The following is a 19893-nucleotide window of genomic DNA, read 5'->3' on the forward strand; positions in this document are numbered from 1 at the left end:
CGTTTTATTCCGAGCGCCTGCCCGCCAGCATGCGCTCCTCTCGTGCCTGCGCCTGCAAGGCTTGAAAAGCCTCCGGCTGCCACAATTGAAAATGATCCGCCCGCCCGACGAATGTTACCTCGTTGGCGATACCGGTGAAACCGCGGATAAAATCCGTGATCATCAGCCGCCCTTCCGCATCGAGCTTCATGAAGACCCCGCCCCCGTGAATGAGGAGCGACATCTGGTTCGCCGCCGGCGAAAAAGGATCGTCCGCCGCGATCTGGCGCTCGAACCGATCGAGCAGATCGAGACCGCCGACGCTGATCGCCGGGAACACAAAATCCTGGAAGCAATAAAGCTCCTGGATATTGCGCTGCGCCAACACGGAACGGAAGACCGCCGGCACGGATACTCGGCCCTTGGCATCTATCCTGTTGGTCGCATTTGACAGGAAGCGGTTCATGACGCGAAACACCCGTTTCCCATGACATACGGGCGATCATTTGCCCGCAGACATAGCCAAAATCGGACACAGCTTCGCAAGCCGAAAGAGACAACGCCCTTCCGACACCTCCAGAAAAGGAGGGACCATAGCCTTGCGATGAATGGGCAATGATTTGCCCTTGTGCAGTGTGCTTTTGGGATACCATGGGACTATATGGGCGTCAATGGGATGAAGCCACGCAGACGTGGCCACAGCCTGAATATTCATAAGCTGTTAAGTTTAACGAAAGGTTAGGAGCGCCCTGAACCAAGGTGCCAAAACGGTTTGTTTTCACGAATGAAAACGCTTCCCTCGACCGCAATGGAGAGGCTGAAAAACCGGGCGTCTCAGCGGTCCCAAAAATTGTTTCCACAGGGCAGGCGACGAGCATCGACCTCATCGAAGGATATTTGCCAGTTGGCCTGTAAGCCGGGTTCTGTATGGCTCCGGCCGAGGCCGGAACGTGGCAGCCATTCATCTTGGACGCCGCTTGCGCGGCGCCTCATGCAACCCACCCGGATGACCGGCCCGGAAACAGGCTGGAGCGCTTTCGCGATCCGCGTCATCCCTATTCGGTTTTGCTCCCGGTGGGGTTTACCGTGCCGCCGCTGTTGCCAGAGGCGCGGTGGGCTCTTACCCCACCCTTTCACCCTTACCCGATCCGAAGACCGGGCGGTTTGCTTTCTGTGGCACTTTCCCTGAGGTTACCCCCGCCGGACGTTATCCGGCACCGTGTTTCCGTGGAGCCCGGACTTTCCTCACCCCACCGCCTTTCGGCATTGGTGAGGCGCGGCTGCCCGGCCAACTGGCAGGGCTCCATTAGCCGAGAGCGCCGGCAATTGCCACCGAAATATGCGGCTTTTATTTCCCGTCGGCTCAAGTGCGGAAATGCGCAGAGAAATCCGTGTGGTAGGCGTCATCCTTGATTCGACCTTCCAACAACAATTCGGCGCCGAGCCTGCCGATCTCGTCGGAACTTTTCGCCGCCATTCCGCAACCGCCGGTCAGAACGGCGGCGCGCGGTGACGACGTGTAACCGATCATCGGATAGCGCGTCGGTGAATAGGAAACGGCACAGGAATTGGTAAAGGCCGACGGACCGGTCACGCTCGGAACCAGTTCGTCGATAATCCGCGTCAGATGATCGCGCACCTTGTCGCGACCGGTGGTTCGAAACCAGGTGCGGAGTTCCGGCTCGCTGTCGAGCTCGAGATCATCCGGGTCGCCGCCGATCTTGATATAATATTTCCCGTCCGGGTAGCGGATCGGCGGCAACAGGTAGATGCTGTCGATATCGTCGGGCTTGGAGGATATCAGCGATGGCATGGCCGAAAGCGCCTCGGCCTGCGCCTCGCTCACCTCGAAAAATGTCACCGTGCGACCATAAACCCTCATCTGAACGGGCCGCTGCAACAGAACCTCGGCAATGGAAAAACCGCCGGCGGCGAGGAGAACCTTCTCCGCCCGGAATGTCTCGCCATGCGCCGTGGCGACCGTCACCAGACCGCCCTCGTCTCGGATCGAGACAACGGTTTGATTGATGATGCGAGCCCCTGCCTTCTGCGCCAGCAGCGACTGCGCCTTCACCAACCGCCGCGGGCTGATATGGCCTGCGCCGTGTGGCTCGTAGACGCCTTCGCTGCCTTCAGCGAACGAGAAGAAGGGGAATTTCGCCTTCAGCCCCGCATCGTCCAGGAGTTCCGTCTGGACACCGAGCCGAGCGGCGGCATCGACGACGTTGTCGACATAGCTATCGGCGCCACCCCGCTTCGGCCCCACCACGAGACAGCCGACCGGTGCAAAGAATTGAATGCCGCTGTCGCGCTCGATCTCTGCATAGCGGGCGATCGAGCGATTGGCGAGCCGCGCCCAATCGGCATCGGGATCGATGGTGCGGGTGATCCGGCCCTCGTCGTAGTGACTGCCGAAGACACCCTGATGGTTTGCGCGGTCTTCAGGCTCATCCGGGCCGATAAGGGCGACGCCGTCCACCTTATTGGCCAGATGGCGGGCGGCAGCCGCTCCCATCATTCCGCGACCGACGACGATGAACCTGAAATCCGCAGCCATGTTATCTCCCTCACAAATGACCGCGAACTCGATAACATGGAAAGCAACTGCGCCCTACCCGCATTCCTCCCGAAAGCACCGTTAGTCAAGAAGGGCCAGCACCTTGCCGCAATATTCCTGCGAGATCGGATTCATATGCGTTGCCGCGTGGCCGGCATTGTATTTGAGGATGGTATTGCAGGTCGGGCCGCCGCCAAGCTTCTGCGCCTTGGCGAGATATTTCATGCCGAATTCGATGTTCGTGTCGGGATCGTAAAGTCCCTTGGCACTGCCTGAATAGCCCATCAGCTTCGCAGTGGTAGGCTTGATCTGCATCAGGCCGATCTCGCCGGCACTGCCGCGCTTTTTAGGATTGAAATTGCTTTCGATCTGAACGACAGCGGTTGCCAATTCGACCGGGACGCCGTTCTGGTTGGCGTATTTGGCAATCACTGCCGAGTAGGGATTACGTCCCGCGAAGGAATTTTCCGCATCGTGCAATTGGGTAGGAGCATTCGGCGTGGCATAGCCGGTCGTGCGGGTGATGATTTTTAGAGGAACTGTCGTGGTTTTAATGTCGCGCGGACCGGCAAAGGCGCAATCATATCCTGTCAGCAGCACGCTCACGCACGCTGCAGCGGCAATAATCAGATTTTTCATGTAGTCTTTTGTCTCCAGGCGCGGGATCGCGGACAGCACTAAGCCATCAGTCCGGCGGGAGGCAAAAAGAGCCGCCGGAGTGCACGGTCCCCGTTATTCTTTACGGCCGCGCGACACACAAACCAGACTTGCGCGACCGCCGTTAAGCGGGCGTCGTTAGACCAGTGTAATGCGGAGATAATAGGGAAATGATGTGGCGCTGAAGCACGTTAGGCATTTTGCGCGCTCCGGTTTTTTTAGCATTACGAAACGGAGGCCCACCTAACCTTAGGAAAAGCGAGGCAATGCGGACAGCAAGCGATGCAGCGTGTCGATGGTCGAAAAATCGGCGATCCCGTCCACTCGTTCCTGGCGGAAATGACGCTGGAAAGCCTCGACGTCACCCTTAAGCTCCGTGGAGAATTCACCTGTAATTTCCGTATTGTATCCATAAAGCGAGAGCATGGACTGCAACGCCTCGATCGGCTGTCCTAAATCGCCCTTCTGGAAGAACCGCCCACCGCTGATCGGCGTCGGTTCGACCCAATGACCGACCCCTGCCGCGGCCAGTCGCGACCACGGGAATTTTTCGCCCGGATCGACCTTGCGGACAGGGGCGACATCGGAGTGCCCAAGTACACGCTCAGGTGAAATTGCCCAGCGATGGCCGCAATCGCGACAAAGTTCGATGACCGCTTCGATCTGCGCGTCGGGAAAGTCGGGCAGCCCGCCGGGATGGCCGGCATTGGCAATTTCGATGCCGATCGATAGCGAGTTGATGTCCACCTCGTTGTGCCAGGCGCTCTTGCCGGCATGCCAGGCTCGACGCTCCTCCGGCACGAGCTGGATCACGCGCCCATCCTCGAAGACGAAGTAGTGGCTCGACACCTGGCTCTCGTCGCGACAGAGCCAGTCAAGCGCGCCTTCGGCTGTACCCATGCCGGTATAGTGCAGAAGGATCATGTCCGGCTTGCGCCCGTCCTTCCGCTCGCCATGGTTGGCCGAGGGCTGCACGCTGGCGCCTAAAAAATCAGCCGCAAAGGAACTCATGCCGCGCGGCGTTCTTTCTCGATTTCCGCATAGGCTGCGTTGAGGGCCGCCATGCGCTCATTGGCGATGAGGTGGAATTCCTCCGGCACGCCGCGCGAGACCAGGCGATCGGGATGGTTCTCATAAACAAGGCCATGGTAGCGGCGGCGGATGGTCGTGAAATCATCCTGGGGCGATACGCCGAGTACCTTATAAGGGTCGCGGCCGTCGACACTGACATGGCGGGCCATGATCTGCTCGAACCGCTGCTCGCTCATATGGAAAATCTGGGCAATGTGCTGCAGGAAGTCGATTTCCTTCTCGTGAATGAGGCCGTCAGCCTTGGCGATATGGAAAAGGCCGTCGAGCACGTCTTCCAGCACTGGACAATTCTTCGCGCAGGTCACGCAGAGCGACGACAGCTTCGCGGCATAGGCTTCGTAGCCGGCGACGTCCTGGCGCGCCAGATTATAAAGGCGCGCGACGTTCTTGGCCTGATCAGGCGGAAACTCGAAGATCTCGCGGAATGCGTTGACTTCGTTTTCCGTCACCACGCCATCGGCCTTCGCCATCTTGGCGGAAAGCGCGATGATGGCGACCGAAAAAGCCACCTTGCGACGGGTTTCCGGATCGCCTTCGAACAGCGTGCGAATGGCTTCAACCACCGCCGACAGGGCATTGCCAGCGGTGCCGCCAACAGCATTCAGCAATTTTTCCCAGAACGACATTTTGGTCTCAACTACCCCTTCTGAATAACAAACACGTTGATCAAATAATGGTTGCGATTGCAAGCAGTCCATTGGTCGCATGGTCGAAAACACTTTTCACATTTCGGTAATGATAACGTGTTTGAAGCCGCAATTTGCGACGCCGCACGATGGGCCATGCTGATGGCCCGATTGAAAAAACAAAGCATGCCCTTCTTAAATTCTTTACTTTACAGCCATGCCCGCCTGTCGCATCCATTCGGACGGAAATCACTGCAATGAAGCAGCCCTGCTGCAAGGAGGATCCCCATGGCCAAACAAAAAGTCGCGATGCTCACCGCCGGCGGGTTGGCGCCCTGTCTCTCCTCCGCGGTCGGTGGCCTGATCCAGCGTTACAATGACGTGGCGCCCGATCTCGACATCATCGCCTATCGCTCCGGCTATCAGGGCGTTCTGCTGGCCGATCGCATCGAGATCACGCCCGGCATGCGCGACCGTGCCCATCTGCTCCACCGCTACGGCGGTTCGCCGATCGGCAACAGCCGCGTCAAGCTCACCAACGCTGCAGATTGCGTCAAGCGCGGCCTTGTCAAGGAAGGCGAAAACCCGCTGCGCGTCGCCGCTGAGCGCCTCGCCTCCGACGGTGTCACCATCCTTCATACCATCGGCGGCGACGACACCAACACGACGGCCGCCGATCTTGCCGCCTATCTCGGCGCCAACGGCTACGAGCTGACCGTGGTCGGCCTGCCTAAGACGGTCGACAACGATGTCGTGCCGATCCGCCAGTCGCTCGGCGCCTGGACAGCAGCCGAAGTCGGCGCCCATTTCTTCGACAATGTCAGCAATGAACAGACCGCGGCGCCGCGTACGCTCGTTATCCATGAAGTCATGGGTCGCAGCTGCGGTTGGCTGACGGCTGCGACCGCCCGCGCCTATATCCAGAAGACCAGCGCCAACGAATATGTCGAGGGCTTCATGATGAACGCCGCGATGAAGAGCATCGACGGCCTTTACCTGCCGGAAATGGCCTTCGACATCGAATCGGAAGCTGACCGCCTGAAGGCCATCATGGAAAAGACCGGCCAAGTGACGCTGTTCGTTTCGGAAGGTGCGGGCCTCGACGCTATCGTCGCCGAGCGCGAAGCTGCCGGTGAAACCATCAAGCGCGATGCCTTCGGTCATGTGAAGATCGATACCATCAATGTCGGCAACTGGTTTCAGAAGCAATTCGCCACCCTTCTTGGCGCCGAGCGCTCGCTGGTGCAGAAGTCGGGCTATTTCGCCCGCTCGGCGCCCGCCAACGGCGAAGACCTGCGCCTCATCCAAGGCATGGTCGATCTTTCGGTCGAAAGCGCATTGAACAAGGTGTCTGGCGTCACCGGCCATGACGAAGGCCAGGGCTGCAAGTTGCGCACCATTGAATTCCCGCGCATCAAGGGAGGCAAGCCTTTCGATCTGTCATCGCCGTGGTTTGCCGAGGTCATGGATCATATCGGGCAAAAATACACCCAATCCTAATTGACGTATCATTAATCCAATGTCTTTGCTGGCGGCGAATAGGAATAGAGGAGGATTCCATGTCCATCGAAACCTGGCTCGCTTTCGCCGCCGCGTCCTCAATCATGCTGGCCATACCCGGCCCGACCATTCTGCTTGTGATCTCTTATGCACTCGGCCATGGTCGCAAGACGGCGCTGGCGACCGTGACAGGCGTGACGCTTGGCGACTTCACGGCGATGACCGCCTCGCTCGCCGGTCTAGGCGCAATTCTCGCGACCTCAGCGAGCCTATTTATGATTCTTAAGCTGATCGGCGCAGCCTACCTGATGTTCCTGGGAATTAAGCTCTGGCGCGCCCCGATTGTGACCGGTCCGATGGGCGACAATGACAACCTTCCCGAGGAAAAACCACTGAAGATTCTGCTGCACGCCTATGTTGTGACGGCACTCAATCCAAAGAGTATCGTCTTCTTCATCGCCTTCGTCCCGCAGTTTCTCGACATGTCGAAGCCCTTCCTTCAGCAAACCCTTATTTTGGAGGCGACTTTCCTCACTCTGGCGGCATTGAACTCGCTGATTTACGTGTTCATCGCCGACATGGCGCGTGGCTTCATCCGCAAGGCAAGCGTGCAGCGTGCCGTCAACCGGACGGGCGGAACGCTGTTGATCGCGGCCGGTGCAGTGACCGCCGGATACCGCCGGATGGCCGCTTGATCGCCGTCTAGGGTTGCGAGAGGATCACGGATAGGTTAATGGGGGATTCATAAATTTATTGGCCCTGTGACTGATTTGCATCGCAGGGAGGTTTGGTTTTTTCGAAAGTGACAGAATGGTAGCGATCGGATTTCCCAGCCTAAAGCGCAGCGTTGCCTTTTCGGCAATGATGTGCGGCGTTCTTGCAGGGTGTGCAAGCACTCAGCAACAGACATCTCAGGCAGGACTCCCGTCGGCACAAGCCAACGTGCCGCATCCGAATACAAACCCGGCTTCGGTCGGTGCTGCATCGTCTTCAGGCGGCGTAGCGGTGGCGTCCACCACACCGGCGACAGCAGGTCAGCAGATCCAGCCGCAGCCGCAAGTAGCATCCCAACCGCAGGCCGCGCTCCAGCCGCAGCAGGCAGCGCCGATGCAACAGGCCGCATTGATGAAATCCGACCGGGTTGGCGGCGGCTTTGCTCAAAACGCTGGTGCCGGTTCTCCAGCTCAAAACGTTGGTGGCGGTTCGGCCGCTCAAAACCAGGTCCAGTTAGCAAAGGACCGCATGGGTGCTCCGGTGACGAATGCGCCGAGCGCCGCCAACCAGGGCACCGTCGCCATTGCGTCCGTGACCGGCACGCCCGCGGCGAACACATCCGCAGCCGCCGCCTATGCAGCCTCCGACGAGCCGCCGATCCCCGCCGTCGTCGCCATCCCGATTCCAAATCCGGCGCGTCCGGGCGATACCGCACTTCTGCCTGTTGCGAGCTCGGTGGCTGCGGCGCAAGCGACCATTCCGATGACATCGGACGTGGCCGCCATCCAATCCGTCGTTCCGACCCCGCGCCCCGGTGAAGATGCGAAGATGATGGCGCCGACCGAAGTCGCCTTTGCTGCACCCACGCAGATCCCCGGCATGGGTTATGTCGACAACCGCATGCATTACGATTTCAACTTCGACGCCAGCGGCCCGACGGTCATTCCCGCGGTGCTTGCCCCTCAAAATGAGGAGTCCGAAGTGCCGGCTGCTGAGAAGAGCTATGTTTCGAAGCTCATTCAGAAATATGCCAAGCTTTACGAAATTCCGGAATCGCTCATCCATCGTGTTGTTCACCGCGAAAGCCGTTACAATCCGAAGGCCTATAACAGGGCCGGCTATTTCGGCCTGATGCAGATCAAATACAATACCGCCAAGTCCATGGGTTACGAGGGTCCGCCGTCAGGCCTGCTCGATGCGGAGACCAACATCAAATATGCCGCGAAATATTTGCGTGGCGCTTGGATGGTGGCTGACAGCAAGGCCGAGAACAAGGAAGTCAATGCCGTTCAGCTCTACGCGCATGGCTATTACTTCGACGCCAAGCGCAAGGGTCTTGGGGACGTCGCAAACGGCAATTACTGATTTTCCTGGACCACTCTATCAGCGCCGGTCGGACCTTTGGTCTTGGCCGGCGTCGTTATATCCAGAATCCTCTTCAGCAGGATCTGCGGCTTGTAGTCCACCCAGCCCGGCGTCAGCCCCATTCGCACCAATACGAGATTGGCCGATGGTGCGATAGCGACGCTCTGCCCGTCATGCCCGAGCATCCAGAACGTATCCGTCGGCAGGCCGAATTGCGCGTCGGAGCCACCGGGACCCGCGAGCCAGGCTTGAACTTGCGTATAGATGCCTTGCGATGACGTCGTCGGGGTGCGCATCGCCCCGACAAAACCTTCAGGCAACAGGCGCTGGCCTTTCCAGACGCCATCCTGCAGCAGGAATTGCCCGAAGCGCGCCCAATCGCGCGCCGTCGCATAAAGATAGGAGCCGCCGACATAGGTGCCACGCTCGTCGGCCTCCAGCACCGCGCTGGACATGCCGAGCGGTGCAAACAGAGCCTCTCGCGGATAGGCGATCGCAGCACTCTCATTCGGAAACCTGTTCATCCAGAGCCTCGAGAGCAGCGTCGCCGTTCCGCTGGAATAGTTGAAACGTTCGCCGGCCGGGGCCACTTGCCGCGCGCTGGCGGCGATCCTCGTCGAGTCCGGATCGAGATAAAGCATGCGCGTCACGTCGGAGACAGCGCCATATCCTTCATTGAAGGCCAGCCCGCTCTCCATGCCGAGCAGATCGCTGAGCTTGATGTTCTTGCGCGCGTCGCCGCTCCACTGCGGTAAGAGGTTCTGATCGTCGAAGGACATACGGCCGGAAAGCATCAGGCGACCGATGATGGCGGCATTGACCGTCTTCGTCATCGACCAGCCTATCAGTGGAGTGGCGTTGTTGAACCCGTCGCCATAGGCCTCCGCGACGATGCGGCCGTCCTTGACGACAACGATGGCACGCATTGCCGGACCGGCAAAGTCCGGATTGGCGATCAGTTTCGCAAGCGCGACGCCGGTCTCATCCTGAACCGGTACGACCTTGTTGCCCTCCGGCCAAAGAGAATCGCTTTTGGCCACCCTCACCTTATTCAGGAAGGCGGCGCTGCGTGCTGCCTGAAGGTCGCCGTCCGGCACGGTCGTGCAACCGAGCGCTCCACGATAGAGCGCATAGTTTGGTGCAAACATGCCGAGGAAGCGGGCGGTTACCACCCTATCTTCACGATCAACCGAAACATTGACGAGCTGCAGCGCCGGATTGCCTGGTGCCTGGACATCATCGGCCAACACCTCTTCGGGATCGCGCTTGGCGATAAAGGTATTCGAGCAGACGATTTTGGCGGCGTAGCCGTCGCCAACCCGCAGCAATTCCGGCGGCGAAACCGAAAGCATGACGCCACCAACTGCGACAATGATCAGCAGCAGAATAAAAAGAGCTGCGATCACTCTCGATATCAAACGCATGTCACACCCTCCGAAACCATGCGGGACACAATCAGGAAACGCCGCAATATAAAAGGCCTATCGTCATCGCGGCGTTGCAAATGCCGGCATGACGGTCCTTCGAGCAGGTCTACCAACAGCCCACGTCATCAGACTGTAGCATTGCCGAGTTACACGCCCTGAACCTGACAAATTGGTGACAAGACTCAGATGACGGAATTCGCCCCGGATGCCGGTCTCCGCAAGAACCGGAAAGTCAAGGAAGCCGTTCTGCAACACAAGGCCCTGTCGAAAGCCGGCTTTTCCGAGCGCCTGTTCGGCATGCTGTTTTCCGGCCTTGTCTATCCGCAGATCTGGGAGGATCCGGACATCGACATGGAGGCGATGGAGCTTCAGCCCCATCACCGTCTGGTCACAATCGGCTCTGGCGGCTGCAATATGCTCGCCTACCTCTCCAAGAGCCCGGCTTCGATCGATGTCGTTGACCTCAATCGTCACCACATCGCGTTGAACAAGCTCAAGCTCGCTGCCTTCCGGCTGCTGCCGGCTCACGCCGATCTGGTGCGATTCTTCGGCACGCCCGGCGTCAGCGCCAACAGCCAGGCCTATGACCAGTTCATCGCGCCTCGGCTCGATCCGGCAACGGCTGCCTATTGGGGCGGCCGCGATATGTATGGCCGCCGACGTGTTACCGTCTTCAACCGCAACATCTACAAGACGGGCCTGCTCGGACGCTTCATCGGCGCGGCTCACGTGCTGGCGCGCCTGCATGGCGTCCGTCTCGCCAAGATGACGGAAGCGCGCACGCTCCGCGAACAGCGGCAGTTTTTCGACAACGAGATTGCGCCGATCTTCGACAAGCCGGTGGTGCGCTGGCTGCTCGGCCGCAAAAGCTCGCTTTTCGGCCTCGGCATTCCACCGCAGCAATATGACGAACTTGCGAGCCTCGCCGGGGACGATTCGATCTCGGGTGTTTTGAAACACCGTCTGGAAAAGCTGTCATGCCATTTCCCGATGCGCGACAACTATTTTGCGTGGCAGGCCTTCGCACGGCGCTATGCCGCCCAGCATCAGGGTCCGCTGCCCACCTATCTAAGGCCGGAGCACTACGCCGCCATTCGCGCCAACGCCGACCGCGTCGACGTCCATCACGCCAACTTCACCGAACTCCTGGCTTCCAAGCCGGCCGCCTCTCGCGACCGCTACATCCTGCTCGACGCGCAGGATTGGATGAACGACGAGCAGCTCAATCAACTCTGGGCGGAGATCACCCGCACGGCTCGCGAAGGTGCGCGCGTGATTTTCCGCACCGCCGCCGAAAAGAGCATCATCGAAGGCCGCCTCTCCCCTGCCATTCGCGACCAGTGGGTCTATTTCGAAGAGCGCTCGCAAGAGCTTAACGTGCGCGACCGCTCGGCGATCTATGGCGGCTTCCACATCTATGGGAAAAAAGCGTGAGCCAGGCGGACACAGGTCTTCAGACAAGCTCTAAGAGCCATGCCGGACTGATGGACGGAATGTACCGCTACCAACGGCACATCTACGACTTGACCCGCAAATACTACCTTTTTGGCCGCGACCGCACCATCGCCCACCTCAACGTGCCTTTCGGCGGCACGCTGCTGGAAGTGGGCTGCGGCACTGGCCGCAACATGCTGTTGGCGCATCGCCGCTTTCCATCGGCCAAGCTTTACGGCCTCGACATTTCGCAGGAAATGCTGATCTCGGCCCGCAATAATTTTCGCGGCCTGAAGCAGGTGCCCGACTTCCGTGTCGCCGATGCCACCGCCTTCTCGGCTGCCGAATTCGGTGTCGCCGGTTTCGACCGCGTTATGGTCTCCTACGCTTTGTCGATGATCCCGGATTGGAAGAGCGCGATCGATGCCTCGCTCGATGCAGTCATCCCCGGCGGAGAGCTGCATATCGTCGATTTTGGTCAGCAGGAGCGACTGCCGGGCTGGTTCCGCACCGTGCTGAAGGGCTGGCTGGCGAAGTTCCACGTCACGCCGCGAGCCGACCTGCGTAGCGTGCTGGAAGATCGGATTGAGGCGCGCGGCGGGAAGCTGATGTTCGAAGAAATCGGACGGGGTTACGCTTGGAGAGCCGTCGTCGTTAAGCCCCGCGCCTAGCGAAAACAGTGGAATTCGACATGAAATCCGCTCAAACGGCGTCCCAAGTATAAGAATTTTCTTGAAGATAACACATTTTTTACGTTGATATGGTGAATAAGTGGCAAAGGCCGGCTGACAACAGCCTGGTTCTTCGCCTCTTTTGGAATTTCGGGGACCACACATCACGGAAGCCAAGCTTTGGGGCAGCTAGATTACTCGCGCCATAACGGGATATCCATGCGCAGGCTTCTGTCATGCTTACTGCCGCTCGCCTTCCTTCTCACCAGCTGCACCATGGGTTATGACAGTTTTCAGACCGCGTCGGTGGTGAAGTCTCGTTTCAAGGATACGAAGCCGCAGGACTTCGGCCGCGATCGTCCCCAACGCCATCCGATCCACGGCATCGACATCTCGAAATGGCAGGGCGATATCAACTGGCAGTCGGTGAAGGGTTCCGGTGTCGCCTTCGTCTTCATCAAGGCCACCGAAGGCAAGGATAGGATCGATCCACGTTTCGCCCAATATTGGAATGAGGCGAGCGCCGCAGGACTTCTGCACGCGCCCTATCATTTCTTCTATTTCTGCTCCACCGCCGACGAGCAGGCCGATTGGTTCATCCACAATGTGCCGAAGGATGTCATGGCGCTTCCGCCTGTCGTCGACGTCGAATGGAATCCGGACTCACCGACCTGCCGGACGAGACCGGCTCCTGAAACGGTGCGCGCCGAGATCAAGCGCTTCATGGATCGCCTGGAAGCCTACTACGGCAAACGCCCGATCATTTATACGTCGGTCGATTTCCACCGCGACAACCTCGTCGGATACTTCAAGGACTACAAGTTCTGGGTGCGCTCGGTCGCAAAGCATCCCAAGGAGATCTACGCGGATCGCAGCTGGGACTTCTGGCAATACACGTCGACCGGCCTGATCCCGGGCATTAAGGGGCCGACGGACATCAATGTTTTTGCCGGTTCCGAACAGAATTGGCACAACTGGGTGGCGGCAGTAAAGAAGGAAGGAAATTCTTGAGACTGCCTGAACTTCTCTCTTGCTTCTGTCACAATCTTCTGTGAAAGCGACCCTATTCTACCGGCAAAGAGGATCGCCCATGGACCGCTATACCATTCGACGCAGCGCACTCGCGCTGGTCTTCGCTTCAGCCATGGCAAGTGTGGCAATGGCGCAGAACGCGACCCCCGCCGCCGCGCCGAATGCAGGTGGGAGCGGTGGCCCGCAAGTGGCTTGCGGCGGTGACCTCTCTTCTTTCCTGGCCGGCGTCAAGGCCGACGCGATCGCCGCCGGCGCGGACGCGGCCGCCGCGGACAAGACGCTCGCCGGCGCACAGATCGACCCCAAGGTTGTCTCCATGGACCGCGGCCAGGGTGTTTTCCGCCAGACCTTCCTTGAGTTTTCTCAGCGCACTGTCAGCCAGGCTCGCCTCGATATCGGCCGCCAGAAGATGAAGCAATATGCCGATGTCTTCGCCAAGGCCGAGCAGGACTACGGCGTGCCGCCCGGCGTGATTACAGCCTTCTGGGCCATGGAAACCGATTTCGGAGCCGTTCAAGGCAATTTTAACACCCGCAACGCCTTGGTCACCCTCGCACATGACTGCCGCCGGCCGGATTTCTTCCGCCCGCGCCTAATCGCGCTGATCGAGTTGGTGCAGCGTGGCGATGTTGACCCGGCAACAACGACAGGCGCATGGGCCGGCGAAATCGGCCAGACGCAAATGCTGCCTCCCGATATCATTGCCTACGGCACCGATGGCGATGGCGACGGTCATGTCAATTTGAAGACAAGCGCACCTGACGTCATTCTGACCACGGCAAGATTTATCCAGCATCTCGGCTTCCAGCGCGGCCAGCCCTGGCTGCAGGAGGTCACCGTGCCGGATAATCTGCCTTGGGAGAAATCCGGCATCGGCGGCACGCTCACGGCCGGCGATTGGTTCCAGCTCGGCGTCAAGCCGCGCGACGGCAATACGAATTTCGGTTCGCTTCCGGCCGCCCTCATCTTGCCGCAGGGCCGCAAGGGCCCGGCTTTCCTGACCTATCCGAACTACAACGCCTATCTCGGATGGAACCAGTCGTTCATCTACACGACGTCCGCGGCCTATTTCGCGACACGCTTCAGCGGCGCTCCGACCTACAATAAGGGCGCACCAGAAGCGGGCCTGAGCGATGGCGATATGAAAGCGCTTCAGACCAAACTCGTGGCGCGCGGCTACGATGTCGGCAAGATTGACGGCATTCTCGGCTCCGGCACGCGCGTCGCCGTCCAGAAGGAACAGTTTCGCCTCGGCCTTCCCGCTGATGGCTGGGCAACGCAATCGCTGTTGAACGCGCTCTGAGCGCTGATGCTCTATTGTCGAAGGCGGCCTTGTCGGGTCGCCTTTTTCTTTTTGTGGCGCCGACCCCGGCATCTGGTGATTGACCGAAGCTGATCCAGGCGCGGCAAGAAACGGGTGGCAACTGCCCTTGCTTTCGTCAATATGGACCAAAATGGCGGGGAAGCAGACGTTGAACACCAACAATGGCATGACCGCATTGACCTGGGGGCTGCTGCTATTGCTCGGCCTCATCTGGGGCGGTTCGTTCTTCTTTGCCCGCATCGCCGTTCACTATGTGCCGCCCTTTACGCTGGTCTTCCTCCGCTTATCGCTGGCGGCAATGGCGTTGCATGCCTACATCGCCGGTCGTTTCGCAATCTATGATCTCCTGCGAACGCATTGGCGGCAGTTCCTGTTGTTGGGCCTGATCAACAATGCAGTGCCGCATGCGCTGATCTTTGTCGGCCAAACGCAGATGGGTGCGGGGCTCGCCTCCATCCTGAACGCAACAACGCCGATCTGGACCGTATTGATTGGCAACCACTTCACCACCGACGAGCGGCTGACTTCTGCCAAGCTCGCCGGTTGCCTGACAGGGCTCATCGGAACGGTCGTGCTCATCGGGCCGAGCGTGACGAGTGGAGCCGAGGTGCCGTTCTGGGCGCTGCTGCTGCCGATCCTCGCTGCGATCTCCTATGGCTTCGCCGCGATCTATGCCAAACGTTTCAAAGGCATGGCGCCGCCCGTTATCGCGGCGGGTCAACTGACTTGCTCGGCCGCTCTCATACTGCCGGTGGCTCTTTTACTTGACCAGCCCTTCGCTTTGGCCACGCCTCCGGCCAGCGCCCTTGCCGCCATTCTCGGCATGGCGCTATTGTCGACCGCCTTCGCCTATATCCTCTATTTCCGCATCATGGCGCTTTCGGGCGCCACCAACGCCTCACTGGTGACCTTGCTCGTGCCGCCGAGCGCCATTCTGCTTGGCTTTCTTTTCTTGGGCGAGCAACTGGGGATAACTGAAATCGCCGGCATGCTGTTGATCGGTGCCGGCCTGCTCATTCTCGACGGGCGGCTCTATACGCGCATGCGACCGAACTCAAGAACGAGCGCTCAATCGCTGGACCATCGTCAAGATTAACCGATTCCTGGTTCAGTCGAACACATTCGCCTTAATTTAATCACGGCTAAATTAACGATACATTAAATTTCGTGAGCAAGGTCACGTTCAAAATATCGATATAAAAACAATAGCTTGCTTGATGATCGCCATCAAAGATCGGCGCTGCATGCCGCGACGCAGCATCGAATTCGCTTTCCAAGCAACACATTTTCGACATAGAGTTTACCAGTTGACTGGGGAGGAAGACATGGGATTGACGCGATCCATCAACGTCCTAGTGGTCAGTGCAGCGTTCGTATTCGTGCTGACGATGCTTTTCATCTAACGCAAACAGCGAACATCGCAGGCAGCCGTACTCCTGAAAGCTAACAAAACAACCTATTCCATTCAAAGAGCGCGTGCCGAAATTCGACATGCGCTTTTTCATGTTCGCATCCTCTATGCTGTTAGGCAGCCGCGCCCGCGGGTGCCTCTGCCTTGCGCCGAATGCCCAACCGCTCGAGAACGGCTGAGACAAGCGGCGAGCGGTTCATCGTGTAAAGATGAAACTCATTGATGCCGCGACGAACCAGGTCTTCGATCTGCTCTGCGGCGACGTCTGCGGCGACATTGGCCCGCTTATCGGGCTGCTGGTCTAGGCCGTCAAAACGCTCGTCCAGCCAGGAAGGGATGCTGGTGCCGCAGGTGCCGGCAAAACGCTTCAATTGCGTCAGGTTCTGGATCGGCATGATGCCCGGCACAACGGGGATCTTGACGCCGGCGGCACGAACGCGATCGTGATAGCGTTCAAAGGCGTCATTGTCGAAGAAGAACTGGGTGAGTGCCCTGTCGGCGCCGTTGTCGGCCTTGCGCTTCAGCATATCGATATCGGCTGCGGTATCACGGCTTTCCGGATGTTTCTCCGGATAGGCGGAGACGGAAATATCGAAATTACCGCGCTCGCGCAGTGCCGATACCAACTCGGCCGCATTGGCATAGCCGTCGGGATGCGGCTGGTAGGCGGAGCCTGCGCCGCCCGGCGGGTCGCCGCGCAGCGCCACGAAGCGGAGGACGCCAGCGGCGAGGAAATCGTCGATGACGCGATGCGTCTCCTCGCGCGTTGCACCGACGCAGGTCAGATGCGAAGCAGTCGAGAACGGCGTCTCGCGAACCATCCGGCGCACAGCAGACAATGTCGGCGCTTTGGTCGAACCACCGGCGCCATAGGTGACCGAGACGAAGTCCGGGTCCCACTCGGTCAGTTCAGCGACAGTGTTCCACAATTGCGTCTCGGCTTCTTCCGATTTCGGCGGGAAGAATTCGAAGGAAATTCGAATGTCACGCTGGCCGTTTTCAGTCTTTGAAGACATATCAAGCTCTCCCGGCAAGAACGGGGGACGACTGACGGTCCTGCCCGGCGGCGATCAGCAGCCGCGGGTCGCGTGCCAGCCAGATCGTGACCGTCAGCGCTTTACCGCCTTCCCTCCCCGAATGAAGGTCCAGCACCTGCTCGACATCGAGCCCCGCCAATTTCAGCCATTCCGATATGGTCTGATGCGAGAAGCCGAGTCTCAGATGCGCATGTTCGTCGCGTAAATATTCCAGCCCATGCGGGGCAAGATCGATGATCACCAGCCGGCCGCCGGGCCTGAGCATTCGGGCCGCCTCGTTGATGGCGATCTCCGGTTGGTCGAGGAAATGCAGCACCTGGTGAATGGTAATCAGGTCGAAATCCTGCGCCTCGAGCGGCAGATTGAAGATATCGCCATACCTGACCGAAGCGGCGGTAATGTTCGATCGGTCGAGATTGGCTCGTGCCACGGCCAACATGTCGCGGCTGGCGTCGATGCCGACTGCGCGACGATAATTGCCCGCCAGCAATTGCAGCATCCGGCCTGTACCTGTGCCGAGATCGAGGAAAGAGTCGATCTGTTGCGGACCGATCAACTCGATCAAGGCCTTGTCGACATCCTCATCGGCCACATGCAGGCGGCGCAATTCGTCCCATTCGGCGGCATTGCGGCTGAAATAGGCTTGCGCCCGCTCGGCACGAATGCGCTTGACGGCGGCGAGCCGCTCGCCATCGCGCAACAACACTGGATCATTTTCAGCCGCGTGCCGGAGAAGCGTGCGCACGAGAATGACCGCCTTGCCTTCCTGCTTCAGACGGAAATAGGCCCACGCGCCCTCTTGATAGCGGTCGATCAGACCAGCCTCGCCGAGCAGCTTCAGATGCCGTGAAATACGGGGCTGCGACTGGCCGAGAATTTCGGTAAGATCGGTAACCGTGAGATCGCCGGCAGCAAGGAGCGCCAGCAGCCTGAGCCGCGTAGGTTCGCCTGCCGCCTTCAGCACATCCACCAGACCATCCAAACCGAATTTCACCAGATCCGACATGCACCACCCAATCAAGATATAAAGATATCTTTATGTGATTTGCATTCGATCTGCAAGAGCCAATCGGCTCCGGAGGGAATTCAACGTCGGAAATCTGTTAGTTTCTGTCGGCTGAGGGATAGGCGGTTTGATGCCCGGGAAAGAAAAACCCCGGACGAGCCGGGGTTCTCGATCAGCCGAAATAGGCGAACTTACCGTGTCAGCCGCTTATAGGTTACGCGGCTCGGATTGATGCTTTCGACGCCGAGGCGGCGCATCTTGTCCTGTTCGTAATCTTCGAAGTTGCCCTCGAACCATTCGACATGGCTGTCGCCTTCGAAAGCGAGGATATGCGTCGCCAAACGGTCGAGGAACATGCGATCGTGGCTGATGATCACGGCGCAGCCCGCGAAGTTTTCGAGCGCCACTTCAAGGGCGCCGAGCGTTTCGGTGTCGAGGTCGTTGGTCGGTTCGTCGAGCAAGAGGACATTGCCGCCGGCCTTCAGCATCTTGGCAAGGTGCACACGGTTGCGCTGACCACCGGACAGATTGCCGACCTTCTGCTGCTGGTCGCCACCCTTGAAATTGAAGGTCGAGCAATAAGCTCGGGAATTCATTTCATACTTGCCAAGCTTGATGACCTCGGCGCCGCCTGAAATTTCCTCCCAGACGGTCTTGTTGCCGTCAAGCGCATCACGGCTCTGGTCGACATAGCCGAGATGAACCGTGTCGCCGATGCGGATGGAGCCGCTATCGGGCGTTTCCTGGCCGGTGATCATCCGGAAGAGCGTCGTCTTGCCGGCGCCGTTCGGACCAATGACACCGACGATACCGCCGGGCGGCAGCTTCAGCGACAGGTCCTCGATCAAGACACGATCGCCGTATCCCTTGGTGATGCCTTCCATTTCGATCACCACCTGGCCGAGACGCTCTCCGACCGGAATGATGATCTGCGCGTCGCCGGGACGCTGATTTTCGGCGGCATTGACCAGATCGTCATAGGCACGGATACGAGCCTTGGACTTGGCCTGGCGCGCCTTCGGGCTGGAAGCGATCCATTCCTGTTCGCGGGCAAGGGCTTTCTGACGGCTCGCTTCTTCGCGGCCTTCCTGAAGCATACGCTTCGCCTTGGCCTGCAGATAAGCGGAGTAGTTGCCCTCGTAGGGAATGCCGCGGCCGCGGTCGAGTTCGAGGATCCAGCCAGTGACGTTGTCGAGGAAGTAGCGGTCGTGGGTGACCATCAAAACCGCACCCGGATAGGCACGCAGGTGCTTTTCCAGCCAGGCGATGGTTTCCGCGTCAAGATGGTTGGTCGGTTCGTCGAGCAGCAGAACATCGGGCTGCGACAGCAGCAGCTTGCACAGCGCCACGCGACGGCGTTCCCCGCCGGAGAGGTTCGTGACGTCGGCATCGCCCGGAGGGCAACGAAGCGCGTCCATCGCCATTTCCACCTGGCTTTCAAGGTCCCAGAGGTTCTGGCTGTCGATGATATCCTGGAGCTTGGCGCCCTCTTCCGCCGTCTCGTCGGAATAGTTCATCATCAATTCGTTGTAGCGATTAAGGATCTCGGTTTTCCTGGCCACGCCCTCCATGACGTTTTCAAGCGCCGTCTTTGCCGGATCGAGCTGCGGTTCCTGCGGCAGATAGCCAATAGTGGCTCCTTCGGCCAACCAAGCCTCGCCGGTATATTCCTTGTCGAGGCCGGCCATGATGCGCAAAACGGTCGATTTACCGGCGCCGTTCGGGCCGAGAATGCCGATCTTGGCGTCGGGATAGAAGGAGAGATGAATATTTTCGAGAATTTTCTTGGCGCCATAGGCCTTATTCAGACCGGCCATATGATAGATGAACTGACGTGCCATAGCTTGGGTTACTCCACGGGCGGACAACATTTCGAATTGTGCCGCTATGTAGGCGAAACCCCGCCCTCGGGCAACCTAGTCCGAGGGCATTTATAATCCCGGGGTCGCGGGATGTCAGAATCCGCTCTCCAGAACCTAAACAAACCAGTGCATAGCTGATTAAAGCTACGCAGCCGCCTTGTTGTCTGGTTCCTGCTTCCCGCGCAAGTCCACGACTTGT

General features: G+C 59.1%; 17 protein-coding genes and 1 other RNA gene. 8 read left to right on the forward strand and 10 right to left on the reverse strand.

The window, feature by feature from the left end; all coding sequences use genetic code 11:
• Positions 1 to 4: 4 nt before the first annotated feature.
• The 6 genes from mraZ to PY650_RS25600 all read right to left on the reverse strand — a co-directional run bounded on the left by mraZ (position 5) and on the right by PY650_RS25600 (position 4911).
• The gene (mraZ, locus tag PY650_RS25575) at positions 5 to 445 is read right to left on the reverse strand and encodes a division/cell wall cluster transcriptional repressor MraZ (protein ID WP_285882386.1); all 441 of its coding nucleotides are present in this window, start codon (positions 443 to 445) and stop codon (positions 5 to 7) included.
• A gap of 430 nt (positions 446 to 875) precedes the next feature.
• An RNA gene (gene rnpB / locus PY650_RS25580) (RNase P RNA component class A) lies at positions 876 to 1275 on the reverse strand.
• Between the two features lie 67 nt (positions 1276 to 1342).
• Positions 1343 to 2536, reverse strand: coding sequence for an NAD(P)/FAD-dependent oxidoreductase (locus tag PY650_RS25585; RefSeq protein ID WP_285882387.1), 1194 nt, complete (start codon positions 2534 to 2536; stop codon positions 1343 to 1345).
• 81 nt (positions 2537 to 2617) lie between these two features.
• A complete protein-coding gene (locus PY650_RS25590) occupies positions 2618 to 3175 on the reverse strand; it encodes a lytic transglycosylase domain-containing protein (protein ID WP_285882388.1) in 558 nt (185 codons plus the stop codon).
• A gap of 267 nt (positions 3176 to 3442) precedes the next feature.
• Entirely contained in the window at positions 3443 to 4204 is a 762-nt protein-coding gene (locus PY650_RS25595; protein ID WP_285882389.1) for an N-acetylmuramoyl-L-alanine amidase, read from the reverse strand.
• On the reverse strand, positions 4201 to 4911 hold the full coding sequence (locus PY650_RS25600; RefSeq protein WP_285882390.1) for a J domain-containing protein: 711 nt from the start codon (positions 4909 to 4911) through the stop codon (positions 4201 to 4203). The genes PY650_RS25595 and PY650_RS25600 overlap by 4 nt, the downstream gene beginning before the upstream one ends.
• A 288-nt stretch (positions 4912 to 5199) precedes the next feature.
• Between PY650_RS25600 and PY650_RS25605 the strand changes: the two genes are divergently transcribed.
• From PY650_RS25605 to PY650_RS25615, 3 genes are all read left to right on the forward strand, one after another.
• Positions 5200 to 6411 carry a pyrophosphate--fructose-6-phosphate 1-phosphotransferase gene (locus PY650_RS25605; protein ID WP_285882391.1) on the forward strand — a complete coding sequence of 404 codons (1212 nt, stop codon included), beginning with the start codon at positions 5200 to 5202 and terminating at the stop codon, positions 6409 to 6411.
• Positions 6412 to 6470: 59 nt separating this feature from the next.
• A complete protein-coding gene (locus tag PY650_RS25610) occupies positions 6471 to 7106 on the forward strand; it encodes a LysE family translocator (protein WP_285882392.1) in 636 nt (211 codons plus the stop codon).
• Positions 7107 to 7221: 115 nt separating this feature from the next.
• Complete coding sequence (locus PY650_RS25615; RefSeq protein ID WP_432761581.1) at positions 7222 to 8490, forward strand: transglycosylase SLT domain-containing protein; 1269 nt, start codon at positions 7222 to 7224, stop codon at positions 8488 to 8490.
• Here PY650_RS25615 and PY650_RS25620 read toward each other — a convergent pair.
• On the reverse strand, positions 8484 to 9914 hold the full coding sequence (locus tag PY650_RS25620) for a serine hydrolase domain-containing protein (protein WP_285882394.1): 1431 nt from the start codon (positions 9912 to 9914) through the stop codon (positions 8484 to 8486). The genes PY650_RS25615 and PY650_RS25620 overlap by 7 nt on opposite strands.
• 189 nt (positions 9915 to 10103) lie before the next feature.
• Here PY650_RS25620 and PY650_RS25625 point away from each other — a divergent pair, with 189 nt between their 5' ends.
• The 5 genes from PY650_RS25625 to PY650_RS25645 all read left to right on the forward strand — a co-directional run bounded on the left by PY650_RS25625 (position 10104) and on the right by PY650_RS25645 (position 15474).
• Positions 10104 to 11351 (forward strand): BtaA family protein, encoded by a 1248-nt coding sequence (locus PY650_RS25625; RefSeq protein ID WP_285882395.1) that lies wholly within the window; start codon positions 10104 to 10106, stop codon positions 11349 to 11351.
• Positions 11348 to 12022 (forward strand): class I SAM-dependent methyltransferase, encoded by a 675-nt coding sequence (locus PY650_RS25630; RefSeq protein ID WP_432761582.1) that lies wholly within the window; start codon positions 11348 to 11350, stop codon positions 12020 to 12022. Before PY650_RS25625 ends, PY650_RS25630 begins: the two co-directional genes overlap by 4 nt.
• A 219-nt stretch (positions 12023 to 12241) precedes the next feature.
• Positions 12242 to 13033 (forward strand): glycoside hydrolase family 25 protein, encoded by a 792-nt coding sequence (locus PY650_RS25635; protein ID WP_285882396.1) that lies wholly within the window; start codon positions 12242 to 12244, stop codon positions 13031 to 13033.
• A 79-nt stretch (positions 13034 to 13112) separates the two neighbouring features.
• Positions 13113 to 14357 carry a lytic murein transglycosylase gene (locus PY650_RS25640; RefSeq protein WP_285882397.1) on the forward strand — a complete coding sequence of 415 codons (1245 nt, stop codon included), beginning with the start codon at positions 13113 to 13115 and terminating at the stop codon, positions 14355 to 14357.
• Between the two features lie 187 nt (positions 14358 to 14544).
• Complete coding sequence (locus PY650_RS25645; protein ID WP_285882405.1) at positions 14545 to 15474, forward strand: DMT family transporter; 930 nt, start codon at positions 14545 to 14547, stop codon at positions 15472 to 15474.
• Between the two features lie 428 nt (positions 15475 to 15902).
• Here PY650_RS25645 and metF read toward each other — a convergent pair whose 3' ends face one another.
• The 3 genes from metF to ettA form a co-directional block, all read right to left on the reverse strand.
• A complete protein-coding gene (gene metF / locus PY650_RS25650; protein WP_285882398.1) occupies positions 15903 to 16805 on the reverse strand; it encodes a methylenetetrahydrofolate reductase [NAD(P)H] in 903 nt (300 codons plus the stop codon).
• 1 nt (position 16806) lies between these two features.
• Positions 16807 to 17832: an ArsR/SmtB family transcription factor gene (locus PY650_RS25655; protein WP_285882399.1), complete on the reverse strand. Its 1026-nt coding sequence runs from the start codon at positions 17830 to 17832 to the stop codon at positions 16807 to 16809.
• 191 nt (positions 17833 to 18023) lie between these two features.
• Positions 18024 to 19673: an energy-dependent translational throttle protein EttA gene (gene ettA / locus PY650_RS25660; protein WP_285882400.1), complete on the reverse strand. Its 1650-nt coding sequence runs from the start codon at positions 19671 to 19673 to the stop codon at positions 18024 to 18026.
• Between the last annotated feature and the right edge of the window lie 220 nt (positions 19674 to 19893).

Origin of the sequence: Martinezella calliandrae (assembly GCF_030272695.1) — a bacterium.
GTDB classification, from domain to species: domain Bacteria; phylum Pseudomonadota; class Alphaproteobacteria; order Rhizobiales; family Rhizobiaceae; genus Rhizobium; species Rhizobium calliandrae.